Below are 14,768 nucleotides of genomic sequence, written 5' to 3' on the forward strand. Positions count from 1 at the left end.
TAAAAACACCTGTGTGTGCTAGTTGTTTTACATAATTCATAAACAATTCATACTCATCATCGCTAAGTATCTTTTTCAAGCTAGAGAAATTGATACCATTTGCTCTCTTAATCTCTTTATCGCAAGTTTGAATAATGTCTGCAACAAATTTCTGTGGTATCACAAAGGATTTAAGGCTATTATTTTTCTCTCCCTCCCCCCTAAGAAAACAAATCAAATCAAAAATATTTTTAATTTTTGATTTTGCATTTGTTTTTATATCTACTCTAGCATTTAATATGCTAGAGTTTTGTGTATTTGTATCTTTATATAGTATAGAAACTGACTCATTTGGATACACTTTTGATTCATTTAAATACATTTCTGTATCTGTGAAATTTGCAATATTTTTTTGCTTTGTTTTGCTATATTCATTAACATAATTTGGTATAATATCACTTGAAGTTTGAGAGTTGCTATGTGCTTCTTTAAAACTTTTTCTTCTTACACTTATATAGTTTTGGGTTACTATATACTCTCTGCAAGACTTAACAATTAATTCTCTTTTTACTAACTTCCCTAAGATTTTGTAGAGATGTCCCCGAGCTATGTTTAAGTGTTCTGCTATCCTTGTAATATTTATTTGATAACTTTTACAATTACGATTATTGTAGTAGTAGAAAAAATCTAAAACTATTGCCTCTTTTATACCTATGCTTAATGATTTTAATAAACTTGTGTCTATAAAGTAGTTAGACTTCATATTTTAAACTCCTAAAATTAGCAGTTTATGTGTCAATGTGTCGCACAAGTGTGTCAATTTTCACTTTTTTACGATACTATAAACACCTAAATTGCTATGTTTTAAGAGAGCTAATAGATTATAGAATCAAGCATTATATTTGCAACTTTAAATGCTATAATTACAAAGTTTTTCTGGCATACATCTTGCTTTTAACATATCTAAAATTTTAAGGTATTCATAATATGCAAAACAATATTTCTATTTGCTCTAGTCATACAAATAAAAACTCACAACACAATCTAAATGCAGAAGCTACAAATACTATGCGGATAAATAATAAACGGGGGGGGGGGGGTGAATCTAGTGAGATCTATAATCAGCAAACAGGTTTTGTCCTTAAGTGCGATAATTTTGTAGAATCTGGCACTATTCGCACAAACACACAGCTTAAACTTCAAGGTATGGAATCTGATACCACACTATCTTTACAACCACCTAAAAAAATCGCTGTAATTATCCCCTGCTACAATGAGGAAAAGACTATCGCTCAAGTCATTGATGAGGTCTTTGCTGTCCTGCCAAACGCACATATTTATGTGTTTGATAATAATTCAAGTGATAATTCAAGAAATATTGTTAAAGCAAAAATTGATGAGATAAAATCTTTAGATTGTCATATTGAGCGTAGCGAAATATCCAATATGGAATCTAAAAAAGATTTTTCGTGCTTACACACTCGCACGAGCGGAGCTCTTGCCCACACTTGCAAAAATGACAAGACTGCAGAATCTTACAATTTTGCACCCTTACGCCCTGCACCCACCCATTGGGATAAGAATCTAGATCCTAAAAATTACGCCCTAAACCCCGCAGTCCACCCCGAATTGGTAGAGAATCTAGACTCTAAAATCCCCACAAAATCCCTCACACTCTACAATGTTAGCACACAGGGCAAGGGGGCGGTTATGCGAGAGGCATTTGCCTTGATTGAGGCAGATTTCTACATAATGATTGATGCAGATACTGAACACGATGCTTCTATCTTACCACAAGCACTAGCGTATTTTAGCACTCACAAACTTGATATGCTAAATATCGCAAGAGAGGCAGACTCTAGCACATATCGCAAGGGGCATAGCTTTGGCAATAAGCTGTTTTCAAAAAGCACACAAATGCTTTTTGGCACAAAAATTAACGATATGTTAAGTGGTTATAGAATTTTTTCTCGCCCTTTTGTGAAGAGCTTCCCAGCCCATAGCAATGGCTTTGAGATAGAGACTGAACTCACCATTTATGCCCTAGAGCAAAGGCTTCGCACCGATGAGATAAAAGCCCCTTATAAATCCCGCCCAGAAGGCAGCTTCTCTAAACTTTCAACTTTTAAAGATGGCTTTAAAATATCGCTTATGATTCTAAATCTCTTGTTTAGTGAGCGTCCTTTGCTTGTTTTTGGTGTGCTAAGCGCTATATGCTTTTTGCTGTCTCTATTCTTTGGTGTGCCTGTCTTTGTGGAGTTTTTGGAGACTTCTAAAGTGGCGAGATTTCCTACACTTTTTGTGTGTGTTGGGCTTATGGTGATTGCTGTGGTGCTTTTTATCGCAGGGCTTTTAGCCCATCTTGTTACAAAAAGCATTAAAGAATCTCGCTATTTAGCTTATTTGCAAAGCAAAAAGGGAAAGCTATAAGGGCATATATGGTGAGTGATACTTTATCTTGTGAAAGAGATTCTAATGATATGGAATCTAGTGTGGATTCTAAGAAGGCTTGTTGTGCTGAGAGAAGTGAAATATCTAAGGACTTAGAAAGTGAAAGGGATATTTCGTGCTTACACACTCGCACGAGCGGAGCTCTTGCCCACACTTGCAAAAATGACAAGATTAGAGAGTCTAGCAATTCCACACAAAAAGCCCTGAATCTGCATACAAAGGTAGAAAACCTAGAATCTAATCCTTGTCATACTGAAGCCTTTGAGGGCGAAGTATCTAATGTAGAATCTAAACAAGATTTTTCGCCTATGGCTCAAAATGACAAGATTCTAGAAACTATAAAAGAAACCCATAAAAACCCTGCGGAAGTGTCTTTGAGTGATGTTAGCGGTTTTACTAAAGAAAGCAAAGCTTTTGGAGCGAAAGGCGAAGGGAGTTGCCTAGAAGGTAATGACCAAGCCTTGAGCGAACAATCCGCTAAAAGCTCCAAAAAGACAACGCAGAATCTAGATTCTAAAACACACAAAAGCTTAAAACAACTCGTGTTGTTTTTCTGTATCGGTGGGGGTATTACTCTTTTAGAGCTTTTGGGATTCTATATCCTATATAAAATTTTTGGGGTGCATTATATTCTTGCTTCGCTTATTATGTTTGTGCTAGCTAGTGGGATTGGTGTGTGGCTGTATCGGCGGTTTGTATTTGGCGGGACGCATTTGCATAGAGGCTTAGAAGTTGGGCTAACCTATCTTATCAACACCATAGGCATAGGACTAAATACGCTTATTTTGTGGCTATGTGTGGAGTTTTTGGGATTTGAAGCGATTGTGGCAAAGATTCTAGCATCTTTGCTTGTGGCGTTTTATGGCTTTTATGCGAGAAAGCTTGTCATTTATAGAAAAGAACCTAAATTCTATTTTTACACAAAAAGCCCTGCACCCACCCATAAAGGTGTAGATTCTAAATTTATCAAAAAGGAGTGTCAATGATTGAAATTCTAAAATCTGTGCGATTAAGCAAGGGGAGTAAAATTGCTCTTAGCGTGTGGTTTATTCTGCTTATGCTTGTGGTGATTATCTTTTTTGCTTTGCGTTTTATGAGTAAGGATAGGATAGATTATGCGGATATGATTGTGGAGAGTGAGATTACTCGCACGATCGAGAAATGTAAGGCTGTATGTAGCGAAATGGCATTTATAAATGTTAAAAACGCAGAATTTGTGAATACATGTCAAAAGCAATGTGAAGAAAATCGTAACGAAACCCATACTTATGAAATCAAGCTAGATTTTAAAAGTAAGATTTTTAGAGCACATCTTACATATGGGGCAATAATTTTAAACGAGGTAGAATGGAGTAAAGATATAGAGCGGTTGGGTGGTGTGGTTTCAATCTATCAGTTATCAAAAGATAATGGCAATCTTGAGATAGTAGCCCCCTATCAATTACAAGTTGGGCAAAATATAGGTATCGCGAGTTATAGCACAGAATTTTCAACATTGCTTTTGCAAGATTATGCGGGTAGGCTTATTTTCTTGTTTGGGCTTTGTGTGATGATATGGTTTTTATATGTGCCTCTTAGACTATATTTAGCTAGATTTAATACAACATATCCAAAACAGCATATAGAACAATATGCCTTAAATTCTGCGCTATCTTTGAGGGATAAACTCTTTTTAGCATTAAGTGCGTGTATTATCATTGCCTTGTTTATATTTCAGTTTTGGCTTGGATTTCCGGGTTATCATGTCATAGGCGATATATATAGAAATATTCAGCTCAATACGACAAATTTTGCCCCAGTGTTACCCTCTTATGTATTGGGAATCTTATATTTTCTTTTTGGAAAACATTTATATTATATGTTTTTACTTAATCTCGCACCATTTTACACTGGACTTTTGTTTTTAGTGTGGGGCTTTTATATTCGCTTTAGAAGTATTTTTGCGATTTTGTTGCTATTTCCTGTGTTTATAGGCAATATCTATTTTCAAAACTTTATTCAGCTAACTAGCTTTTCTTTGCCTATGCTTTTATTTTGTGGTTATGCTATGGTGCTTTTTATGCTACTTGTGCCTTTGTCTCCAAGAAAAGCTAAGATAATGTGGTGGCTTATTGGCATAGTATTCTTCTTCGCGATTTTATGGCGGCATAATGCGATTTTTAGCGTGTTTCCTGTGAGTTTTGTACTTGTGTATATGTGGCTTTGCAATCGTGGTATAAATACGAAAGAATTTGTAAAAAAATATATAAATGGTGTCATAGCCTGTGCGATACTCTGTCTTTGCGTGGTCATCATTGTGCCGCGAAATCTTATCTTTCCTCGCCCTGCATTACCTGCCAATCATGTGTTTTTACATCAAATTGCAGGGGCTTGTGTGCCTGCCGATGATAGCAGCTGTTTTAAAGATGAGTGGTATTATCCAGAAAAAACTTGGAATAATGTAAAGGAGTTATATGCAAAATATCCACGATTTGCAGATCCATTTAATGTTGCTCACGGAACAGAACGCACATTTGCTGTGGGACAGCTTGATGGGCTTCATAGTCAGTGGATTAAGGCAATTTTTAAGTATCCTGCGAATTTTGCACAACATGAGTGGAGATTTTTACAAGCTATGTGGATTCAGAATCCGGGTTGGATATTTAACAGCAGAGAATTGCAAGAAAAACCTACGCACCCATCACATGTAGCAGCAGTAAGTAAATTTAGAGAATCTGAACGAAGCATTGTATTCACACCTATGCAAGAAAAGATTTATGACTTTTTATATGAACATCGTTTGCTTTTAAATCACTTTTGGAGTGTGGCTTTAAGCTTTGGGGTGATGATGCTCTCTCTTATTTTATGGCTAGTTAAGAGAGATTTACGCAATAGTTTGCTTATGTTTAGCTTTGGTGTGGGCTTTGCAGGATTTTTTAGTGCATTATTTATCGTGCTTTTTACCCCTCTTGATGATTCTCGATATATGTCACCGGTATTGCCTTTAGGACTTTTAGCAATCATTGGTTTTATAGCATTTATGCTTGATTGTTATAAAAGGGTTAAGGTGTGATTCTTTAGATTTTTTGGTTTGTATGTAATCTTTGCCATGCAACAATAGAATCATATATCACAATGACTTCAAAGTTTTGCTAATAGATTTCTAACAATCTCTCTAGCAGATTCTTGGAAGTATCTCACCTTGTGGATATTCTAAAAATCTTTTGCTGCCATATTTTGTATGTAACACAACTTTTTGGTAATAGGTAATTTTGCTTATTTGTGCTTTATTATCTTTAGAATCTTGCAAGTTAAATATCGGGTTAAATACCTTGCTTACTTCGCCAATGATTGTGGCATTCACGCCTAGTGTATGCCCTCTTAATAGAGATAACACTTCTTCTGCATATTGCTTAGGCATGGCGATCACACATACACCTTCATTTGCTAGATCATAAGGCTCTAGCCCTAGCATTTCACATACACCATGCACTTCAGAATCTATCTGTATTTTCTCTTCATAAATATCAATACAAGCATGTGAGCTTATAGCCCATTCATTCAAAACGCTTGATAGCCCACCACGCGTAGCATCACGCATAGCATGTATAGGGATATTGCTTTGCAAGAGTGATTCTAACATGGGATAAAGACTAGCACAATCGCTTTGTATATTGCTTGTAATTGCGATATTGTTCTGCTCTAAAAAGATTCTTGCACCATGACTTCCTATCTTACCGCTTAGGATAATTGAGTCGTTCTCGCTTAGATTCTTAGCACTTATGCAATCTTTTTCAACACCGCCAATGCAAGTTGTATTAATAAATATGAGTTTATCTTTTACTTCTGTGCTATCTGTAACCTTTGGCAATACTTTAGTATCTGCGGATAGAATCTTTATGTTAAGACTCTTGCATTCAAGGGCAATAGATTCTGCAATTTGTTTTAATAAATCTATGCAAAAACCTTCTTCAATAATAAAGCCTATGTTTAAATATAATGGTTTTCCACCCATCATAGCCACATCATTACTGCTACCACATACACAAAGCTTACCGATATTTCCACCTGCAAAAAATATGGGATTTATAGTATAGGAATCTGTGCTTGTTACATATTTCATATCTTTTATACTAGAAAAGATTCCACAATCTTCATTTGCATAGGGCATAAGGTCTTTGAAATAGGGCATAAAAACCTTTTGCACAAACTCGGCTGCATTTATGCCGCCGCTACCATGTGCTAATGTTACAATATCCATAATTTTCCTTTTTAGTGGTTATTCGTTTTCCATTGCCGATGGGGCTTTATTCATACTTTTCCCAGACAACACATTATTGATTTTATTAGCAATGAAGTGATTACGCGTTGTAAAATGGCTAATGATTTCACCTATAATATCATCAGGTAAGCTATCTTGCATATCTTTACAATGCCCCTTAAACTCATCTTCAGTAATACCTGCTGAATCTTCAAATAGCTCAATGTATCTTCGCATGAGTTTTTGCTCTCTTTCTTTCTGTAAGACTTGCTGCATAATCTCATCATAAGTGGCTTGTAAATCTGCGATTTTCATATCAAATAATTCATTTTTTGTGTAAATACCACTAATTTCTAGAATCTTAGCAATAAGAGTGCGTTTCTCTTTGCTATTGTCATAGAAAGGTTTATATTCAGATTCTAAATCTCTGCTTAGAAAAGTTTGCATGATATTAAGCTTTGTTTCAGCTGTTGAGCGTAAATACTCTAGCGTCCCAGAGCTTTTATAGCGATTGTGCAGTTTCTCTAACCATAGCACATCATTACGCATACCCTCATAATGTGCTATGAGTGTTTCTCTCTCTTGTAGTGGCAAGGATTCTAAATCACTTTTAATCTTATCTAGCACTTCATCTTGCACTCTTGCATGCACGATTGCTATAATCTTTTGCAAACGAGTATAAGGCACAGGCATTTTAATCTCCGCCATAAAAGCGATTAAATCAGTTGGCATATAGGTATGCAAAAATTCATATAAAATATCATATATATCATCTATTGTTTAAGCTTGTTTTAAGACATCGATAACATCTCTTTTCTTCGCCTCTAAAAATTCTATTTCAGAGTTTTCTTCCTGCAAAAGATTATGATAATATGAGATGCCCTCACGCACAATGCGTTCATATTCTGTTTGTAACTCTTCAAGCCCTAAATCCACCACATTATCAACACCATGTGTCCGCAAGTATTCCTTTAATGCAATGCTATCGTGCATATTTTTCCTTTTATTTGCCTTGTAATCTCTGCGTAAAAGTATAGCATATTAAGAATATTTTATTATGTGAGTTTCTAGACTAGATTCTATGTGGATATAGAAAAATTTGCTAAAAAAAATGTAGAATCATCTTTTCATACATTACTACTTAGGAAATATGCTATGCAAGACCAAGCAATGCTTACCATCATTCTGCCAACTTTTAATAAGAAAGATTATATCGCCCAAACCCTAGATTCTATATTCATGCAAAAGACTACATATAGCTATAAGATTATTGTTGCTGATGATGCCTCGAGCGATGGCACACTTGATATTGTGAGAGAATATAGTCTTAAATATCCAAATGCAATACAGATTTTAGAATCTAGTCAAAATCAAAAGCTTTTTAAAAATATAGTGAGGGCTTATGAAATAACAAAGACTGAGTATTTTTGCGTGCTTGACCCAGATGACTACTGGATAGATGAAGAAAAGATACAAAAAGCACTTGATTTTTTAGAAAAGAATAAGGACTTCACAGCGTATTCTCAAAATACACGCATGTTATATAGTGATGGCACGACAAAAGAATATATCGGGGCGAAAGAAGACAAAGTCTCAACCTTTGATGATTATTTAAATGATAGGGCGATTTTTGGACATACTTCAAGCTGTATTTTTAGAAATGTGATCTTTAAAGACGGACTTCCAAAGCAACTGCAACATTTGCAATATGCAAGTAATGAAGTGTCATTTCGAGGCGATTCATTTCGCAATCTCATTCACATGTATAAAGGCAAAGCTATGTATAAACCCGGAATAGATAGTGTATATAGAATCCATAGTGATGGCATTTGGCAGTCTCTAGATACAAATAAGCAAATGATTATAGGCTGCATGTTTCATAAAGATATGTATTTTTATTTTGATAAAAAGTATATAGAGTTATTGTTTTTCTCATATAGGCTTTATGAGCGACTTTTGCAAAAAGAAAATTTGATTACTACTTTTACAATGGAGCATAAAAACTTTATGTCCTTAATGAATGAACTCTATGAATTACATGGAATCTATAAGCCATTATTAGCCCAGCTAAAAGAGACTAAAAAGCCAAAAAGTTTAAAATATAAATTCTTTTTATCATGCTATAAATTCTTACATAAAAAGCTTACTAAGAAAGGGTATTTGTAATTGTGTGGTAAGCAAAAAATTGTTATTGTATTGTTTAACTTGTTTTTAGACACTAGATTCAAATAATCCTTGCAATATGCAGTAAAAATCATAGACAAATACGCTTATATATTAAGTCTTTAGAATCTAATTGCTACAATGCACACTCAATCCAGCACTTGCCTGTGTTGTAGGCATAATCTCAATAGAGTTAATATTTACATGTGGTGGTTGAGTGCTTACCCAAAAGATTATTTCTGCGATGTCTTTTGCGTGAAGTGGCTTTGTGCGTTTATATACATTATCCGCCCTCTCTGTATCGCCATGAAATCGCACAATGGAAAAATCGCTTCCTTCACATAATCCGGGTTCAATATTACTTACGCGGATATTTTTATCATACAAATCAGCGCGTAAATTGCGACTAAATTGCTTTACAAATGCCTTTGTAGCCCCATATACATTCCCACCACGATAGGCATAACTACCAGCAATAGACCCCACATTAATAATATGCCCACTTCCCTTTGCTACCATGTTGGGCAAAATGCAATGCGTGATATGGCTTAGAGCTGTTATATTAGTGGCAATCATTTCTTCCCAATCGCTATAACTCGTATTTTCCGCACTTTCAATGCCCCTTGCAAGACCAGCATTATTGACTAAGATATCAATATCTAAATCTTTTGTGCTTTTTGTGATAAATTCTTTATCACAAATATTTCCAGCAAGGATTTCAACACAAATATTTTTTTGCATTGAGAGTATTTCTTGTCTTAGTTTTTCTAGCTTTTCTTTTCTTCTTGCGATAAGATAGAGTGTGATATTATTCCATTCTTTTGCATAAGTTAGGGCTAGATGGTAGCCAAAGCCAGAGCTTGCCCCTGTGATTAAGATATGCTTTTTATCTTGTGTATTTTCGTTTATCATTTTTCTCCCTTTGTATTTATACTAGATTTCAAATTCCTGTCATATTGAGTGCATAAGCATGAAATATCTTGTTGAGATTCTATGCTAGATATTTCACCGAAAGGTTTAGCATGGCAAACGGAAGTAGATTCTATACGCCACACTTAAACACAATATTTGGGACATGGTATTAAACCCAAACGCAATAGATATATGTTTTCAAAACTTTATTTAAGCCCTTTCCCAAACGAAACAAAAAAATTAAGTGAAATCACATACTTAAATCTCACCCCGTGTTTCTAATACCTTGTGCGATACCAATGATTGTGCCATGGATTTGTTCCATAAGGCGATGACGCAGGTCTTCATATTGAGCTTGCTTATATTTTCTTACAAGCTCGATTTGCAAAAGGCTTAAAGCCTTAATATTTGGCATACGCGTAAGGATAGTCTCTCTTACTTCCTTATTGCTATCTAAAAGCTCGTTTTCATTACGCGTGATGAGTAGCCACTCAAGCGTTTCATTATATTCATTATGGATTTTACTCCAAATGCTTTGCTTCAATCCAAAATCTTGCACAAAGTCATTATACATTTCTGCTATCTCCATATCGACTTTAATGAAGCCTTGCACGATATTATCAATCGTAGTTTTGAAAAATACAGAATCTTTATAGCAATCTTGCAGTAGCTGCTTATCGCCTATGCCCTTCAATGCACTTCCTAAGCCATACCATGCGGGGATAATGGATCTATTTTGCGTCCATGCAAATACCCAAGGGATAGCACGCAAATCTTCTACTCTCTGTGTGTCTTTTCTCTTGCTGGGGCGAGAGCCTAAGTTTAGATTCTGTATAAATTCTATCGGTGTAGCTTGTTTGAAATAGCTTACAAAATTTGGCGTTTCATACACTAAATCCCTATAAGTGCGATATGAGATTCTAGAAAGCTCTTCTAGCTTTGGTAGATAGGGATCTACATCGCATTTAATCTGTATATTTTTATCAATGAGATCAGAATCTAGATTCTTTGTATTTTGCACCCCACCATTTGAGTTAGGATCAAGATTCGCACAAAAGTTATCATGCACCGCTTTTTTCAAAAGACTTGCTAGAGTGAGGGCAAAGCTTCTAATAGCTACGCGTGGATTAAGATAGCGAGATGAGATGATCTCACCTTGTTCTGTTGTCTTCAAAGTTGTGCCAATACTACCGCGTGGAAATGCTAAAAGCGCGCTTTCAAGCTGTCCACCACCACGACTAATGCTACCACCTTTGCCATGGAAAAGCATGAAGTGAATGCCTAGTCTTTGTTCTAACTTCACAAGGTTTGAAATCGCTTTATAAAGAGAATAATTAGAAGTAAAGATTCCACCATCTTTACTAGAATCAGAGTAGCCTATCATAATCTGTTGTGCGTTGCCAGAATCTTTTAGATATTGCCTGTAATGCTCGTTTTTACTTAGCACTTCTAGAATCTCTTGTGCGTTTTCTAAGTCTTCTATGGTCTCAAATAGCGGTGTGATAAAGATTCCAGACTTGCCATCTTTTATGATACATTCACCATTATCAGTTGTTTTTACCTTGCCTTTTTGCCATAATCCACTGCAGTATGCAAGATATAGCACAGCAAGTAAATCACTAGCCCTTGTTGTCATGGATACAATCACACTTTTTAAAATATCCTTGCTAATTGCCTTTTTCGCCCATAAGATTCGTAAAAACGCATTGAGTGTATGGCGCGTTTGAGAGCTTACTTCCCATAAAATGCTATTTAGATTTAGTGGCGGCTCGCTTAAGACTTTATTTAGAATCTCAATCTTTTTTGACTCATGTCTGTGTATAAAATCACTATCAGTATAGCCAAGAAGACACAAGACTTCAGAAACCGCATTCATATACATATCCCTATGCTCTCTAAAGTCAAGCTGCATGAGATGGAATCCACCAAGCAATACAAGATTTCTTAAACTCTTTAGTCGCTTTGCAGCAATAGAATCGAGTGAAGCAATAAGCATATCAATATCTTCTAAAAGTTCTTTTGGATTTTGATAGATAAAATCTACTTCGCCTACTGCATTGACTTTTAGCAAATGATTCTGTAACTTTAGCTTAATGAGATTAAGCTTTGCACGGAATGGTTCTCTTTCATGAAGCTTTAATGAAGTTTGATTAAGATAAGACTTTTCTTTTTGTAACGATTTTTGTAATTCTTTACTTGGAGTGCAAAAATCAACCGATAATGATAGCTCTCTTATGAGCTTATTAATCTCTTTTATATAGGTTTGTATGATTAATTCATGTTGCATTTTCATAACGCGTGTCATCATCTCATTACTTACAAAAGGATTGCCATCTCTATCGCCACCTATCCAGCTACCAAGCTTTATGGGGGATATTTTTAGTGGCTTATTTAGCCTATTTGAGACTTGATTTAGCACCCTTAAGGCACTAGGCAAAATGCTATTTTCAATGATAAATAAAAGATTATCAAGCTCAAAAATTACCTCAAGCTTTTCACTACGCACCAAATGGCTTTTCCACAAAAGGTGTAACCTATACTTAATACTTTCTCTACTTTGGGCTATCTCCCTATCTTTATAGGGGATTTGCTCACTTGGCATATATGAGAACTGCTCTATTTTTTCCAGCTCTCTTGTAATCTCTTGATGGGCTTCAAGGAATGTGCGGCGGCGAGATTCTGTTGGGTGTGCGGTAAATACAGGATAGAATCTAATAGATTCTAATACTCTATCGCAATCAATTCTATCAAAGCCCTCTTCTTCAAGATTCTTATACACAGTAGCAATGCTTCTTGATACACTTGCAATTTTTGCTTGTTCTTGCTCTTCATAGATATTTAAGATGATATTATGCAGAGAACATGCTTTGATAACGCCCATTAAATGCTGACTCTCACTTATTTCATGGAAAAGATCTTTAATCTTTGTGGAATCTGTATTTTTATCTCTTAGAGAATTAAAAAGCATGAGAAATGTTTCTTTGACTTCTGGGCTATTTTCTTCAATGACTTCAAGTAGAATTGTTTTTAAAAATTCATATTTGCATAATTCTTGTTGCATTCTGTCCCCTTTTCTCGTGAATTTATGATATTATATACTCAATTTTTATTTTTTAAGATGAAATTTTAAAGGAATGTAACATGGCATTACAAGTATATTACGATAAAGATTGCGATTTAGGGCTAATTCAAAAGAAAAAAGTAGCCGTCATTGGCTTTGGGAGTCAGGGACACGCACACGCGGAAAACTTGCGAGATTCAGGCGTAGAAGTCATCATCGGGCTGTATAAAGGCGGCTCTAGCTGGGCTAAGGCTGAAGCAAAGGGCTTTAGGGTGCTAGAAGTGGGTGCGGCAACAAAAGAAGCTGATGTGATTATGATCCTAATCCCAGATGAGCTGCAAGCTGATGTATTCACACAGGATATTAAGCCAAATTTGAGTGAAGATAAAATCATCGCCTTTGGACACGGCTTTAATATTCATTTCGGGCAGATTCAAGCTCCAAAAGGTGTGGGTGTGATAATGGTAGCACCCAAAGCCCCCGGACACACGGTTAGAAGCGAGTTTGTAAAAGGTGGTGGAATCCCAGATCTAATCGCCGTGGAGCAAGATACAAGCAGGGGCGATGCAAAGGCGATTGCCTTAAGCTATGCAAGTGCTATTGGCGGGGGCAGAAGTGGTATTATAGAAACCACTTTTAAAGACGAGACAGAGACAGATCTCTTTGGCGAACAAGCCGTGCTTTGCGGTGGGGTAACTAGCCTTGTAAAAGCGGGGTTTGAAACGCTCGTAGAAGCGGGATACCCTGAAGAGATGGCATATTTTGAGTGTTTGCACGAGCTAAAGTTGATTGTGGATTTAATCTATGAGGGGGGCTTAGCAAATATGCGATACTCTATCTCAAATACCGCAGAATATGGCGATATGGTAAGCGGTCCTAGAGTGATAAATGCTGAATCTAAAAAGGCGATGAAAGAGATTCTAGCAGATATACAAGAGGGACGCTTTGCTAAGGACTTTATCTTAGAGCGAAAAGCTGGGTATGCCAGAATGAATGCGGAGAGAAAGAATCTAAGTGAGCATAAAATTGAAAAAGTGGGCAAAAGATTGCGCTCAATGATGCCTTGGATTGGCGCAAATAAACTTGTGGATAAGGATAAGAACTAGATATATCTGTTTTTGTAGCAAAATACACATTGTTAGTGTGATATGCGTTTGGTGTTGCACAAGTGTGTATCAACTATAATTAAGCTTTAATTTTGTCTTTGGTGTATAGACTATCAAGAATGTTTCATTGTCGTATCTCATACAAACTTCTAACATATATCTTTTAAATTTTTGCTTCTTTGTTTTTTGGCAATTTCGATTACAAGGGTTACGCCCTAAAATCCACATCCACTCGGCTTTGATGCAGATGCGATTTTTATTCAAATAAGCTAGGCGCAGGGCGTAGGAGTGCAAAATGGTAAGGACCTGGATTCTAGATTCTGTAAAAATTCGCCCTTGTCTATACAATTTGAACGATTGACTGAATTAGAGGGATAGCCATTATCGTTTGGATAACTCCTACCCTCTAATTCAGTCAAAGCCTCCAAAGCCACAGAGCAATTGCTAGAATTTGTGGTTTTGTTTGCGTGGTTTGTTGGTGTAGATTCTAGATTCTGCGCTAAATTTGGGTGGGCTGCGGGGTTTAGGGCGTAATTTTTAAACTCTAGACTCCGCCCCAAAACCCTAACCGACATTTTTTTCATTGTCAAGTCGCTTTATTTACTCTAAGTTGAAATAAAAAAGGTGGGCTTGGCAAAATACCCATTCATTTTAATTGTAATTTATTTGCCTCCAAATCCCCAAAAAACCGATATTTTCTCTAGTTTCGTAAGTTTATAAGAGTTAGCTAGAAAAAATTTTTAAAAATTATATGCTTATGTGTAATATTGTAACTTATATAATGATGAGTTAGCACAAGTGGGTAAGCATGAGTTTTTATAAGGGCAAAAATTTCCCTTGTGTGTTGTGTTCTTAG

Annotated in this window: 11 protein-coding genes and 1 pseudogene; 5 read left to right on the forward strand and 7 right to left on the reverse strand. The window is 35.9% G+C overall.

From position 1 onward, the window contains the following. Positions 1-742 (reverse strand): cyclic nucleotide-binding domain-containing protein (locus T368_RS13795; RefSeq protein WP_034567973.1); only part of this gene is annotated, 742 nt, incomplete at its 3' end. A gap of 224 nt (positions 743-966) precedes the next feature. Here T368_RS13795 and T368_RS14650 point away from each other — a divergent pair. Genes T368_RS14650 through T368_RS0109160 form a run of 3 tightly spaced genes read left to right on the forward strand, consistent with a single transcriptional unit; the run spans position 967 to position 5,482 of the window. Further along, positions 967-2,409 carry a glycosyltransferase gene (locus T368_RS14650; protein WP_237022151.1) on the forward strand — a complete coding sequence of 481 codons (1,443 nt, stop codon included), beginning with the start codon at positions 967-969 and terminating at the stop codon, positions 2,407-2,409. An 8-nt stretch (positions 2,410-2,417) separates the two neighbouring features. Next, positions 2,418-3,416: a GtrA family protein gene (locus tag T368_RS16795; protein WP_004087704.1), complete on the forward strand. Its 999-nt coding sequence runs from the start codon at positions 2,418-2,420 to the stop codon at positions 3,414-3,416. Continuing rightward, positions 3,413-5,482 carry a hypothetical protein gene (locus T368_RS0109160; protein WP_004087705.1) on the forward strand — a complete coding sequence of 690 codons (2,070 nt, stop codon included), beginning with the start codon at positions 3,413-3,415 and terminating at the stop codon, positions 5,480-5,482. The genes T368_RS16795 and T368_RS0109160 overlap by 4 nt, the downstream gene beginning before the upstream one ends. Before the next feature lie 102 nt (positions 5,483-5,584). Here the strand turns inward: T368_RS0109160 and hypE are convergent, their stop codons facing one another. From hypE to T368_RS16800, 3 genes are read right to left on the reverse strand one after another with little or no spacing between them, the layout of a single operon-like run. Then, positions 5,585-6,670, reverse strand: a complete 1,086-nt coding sequence (gene hypE, locus T368_RS0109165) for a hydrogenase expression/formation protein HypE (RefSeq protein ID WP_004087706.1) — start codon at positions 6,668-6,670, stop codon at positions 5,585-5,587. 18 nt (positions 6,671-6,688) lie between these two features. After that, positions 6,689-7,402: a hypothetical protein gene (locus T368_RS13810; protein WP_237022152.1), complete on the reverse strand. Its 714-nt coding sequence runs from the start codon at positions 7,400-7,402 to the stop codon at positions 6,689-6,691. 48 nt (positions 7,403-7,450) lie between these two features. Then, positions 7,451-7,663, reverse strand: coding sequence for a hypothetical protein (locus tag T368_RS16800; protein WP_237022153.1), 213 nt, complete (start codon positions 7,661-7,663; stop codon positions 7,451-7,453). A gap of 162 nt (positions 7,664-7,825) precedes the next feature. Here T368_RS16800 and T368_RS0109175 point away from each other — a divergent pair, with 162 nt between their 5' ends. Further along, a complete protein-coding gene (locus T368_RS0109175) occupies positions 7,826-8,836 on the forward strand; it encodes a glycosyltransferase family 2 protein (RefSeq protein ID WP_004087710.1) in 1,011 nt (336 codons plus the stop codon). Positions 8,837-8,962: 126 nt separating this feature from the next. On the opposite strand, the gene T368_RS0109180 is transcribed toward T368_RS0109175, so the two are convergent. Together T368_RS0109180 and T368_RS0109185 are read right to left on the reverse strand one after the other, a co-directional pair. Beyond that, positions 8,963-9,745 (reverse strand): SDR family NAD(P)-dependent oxidoreductase, encoded by a 783-nt coding sequence (locus tag T368_RS0109180; protein ID WP_004087711.1) that lies wholly within the window; start codon positions 9,743-9,745, stop codon positions 8,963-8,965. A gap of 265 nt (positions 9,746-10,010) precedes the next feature. Continuing rightward, positions 10,011-12,806, reverse strand: a complete 2,796-nt coding sequence (locus tag T368_RS0109185; RefSeq protein WP_004087712.1) for a phosphoenolpyruvate carboxylase — start codon at positions 12,804-12,806, stop codon at positions 10,011-10,013. A gap of 80 nt (positions 12,807-12,886) precedes the next feature. Between T368_RS0109185 and ilvC the strand changes: the two genes are divergently transcribed. Continuing rightward, positions 12,887-13,912 (forward strand): ketol-acid reductoisomerase, encoded by a 1,026-nt coding sequence (gene ilvC / locus T368_RS0109190; protein ID WP_004087713.1) that lies wholly within the window; start codon positions 12,887-12,889, stop codon positions 13,910-13,912. A 308-nt stretch (positions 13,913-14,220) separates the two neighbouring features. Here ilvC and T368_RS15005 read toward each other — a convergent pair. Further along, a pseudogene (locus T368_RS15005) lies at positions 14,221-14,403 on the reverse strand (GtrA family protein); the annotation flags it as partial. Positions 14,404-14,768: the final 365 nt, after the last annotated feature.

It is taken from the genome of Helicobacter bilis ATCC 51630, assembly GCF_000686565.1.
GTDB lineage: Bacteria > Campylobacterota > Campylobacteria > Campylobacterales > Helicobacteraceae > Helicobacter_A > Helicobacter_A bilis.

What these genes read in the sequence shown, in the direction of transcription:
- T368_RS0109175 (WP_004087710.1), top strand. Translation starts at nt 7,826, where the DNA reads ATGCAAGACCAAGCAATGCTTACCATCATTCTGCCAACTTTTAATAAG.
- T368_RS16800 (WP_237022153.1), bottom strand. Translation starts at nt 7,663, where the DNA reads ATGCACGATAGCATTGCATTAAAGGAATACTTGCGGACACATGGTGTT.
- T368_RS16795 (WP_004087704.1), top strand. Translation starts at nt 2,418, where the DNA reads ATGGTGAGTGATACTTTATCTTGTGAAAGAGATTCTAATGATATGGAA.
- T368_RS0109180 (WP_004087711.1), bottom strand. Translation starts at nt 9,745, where the DNA reads ATGATAAACGAAAATACACAAGATAAAAAGCATATCTTAATCACAGGG.
- T368_RS13810 (WP_237022152.1), bottom strand. Translation starts at nt 7,402, where the DNA reads ATGCCAACTGATTTAATCGCTTTTATGGCGGAGATTAAAATGCCTGTG.
- T368_RS0109160 (WP_004087705.1), top strand. Translation starts at nt 3,413, where the DNA reads ATGATTGAAATTCTAAAATCTGTGCGATTAAGCAAGGGGAGTAAAATT.
- hypE (WP_004087706.1), bottom strand. Translation starts at nt 6,670, where the DNA reads ATGGATATTGTAACATTAGCACATGGTAGCGGCGGCATAAATGCAGCC.
- T368_RS0109185 (WP_004087712.1), bottom strand. Translation starts at nt 12,806, where the DNA reads ATGCAACAAGAATTATGCAAATATGAATTTTTAAAAACAATTCTACTT.
- ilvC (WP_004087713.1), top strand. Translation starts at nt 12,887, where the DNA reads ATGGCATTACAAGTATATTACGATAAAGATTGCGATTTAGGGCTAATT.
- T368_RS14650 (WP_237022151.1), top strand. Translation starts at nt 967, where the DNA reads ATGCAAAACAATATTTCTATTTGCTCTAGTCATACAAATAAAAACTCA.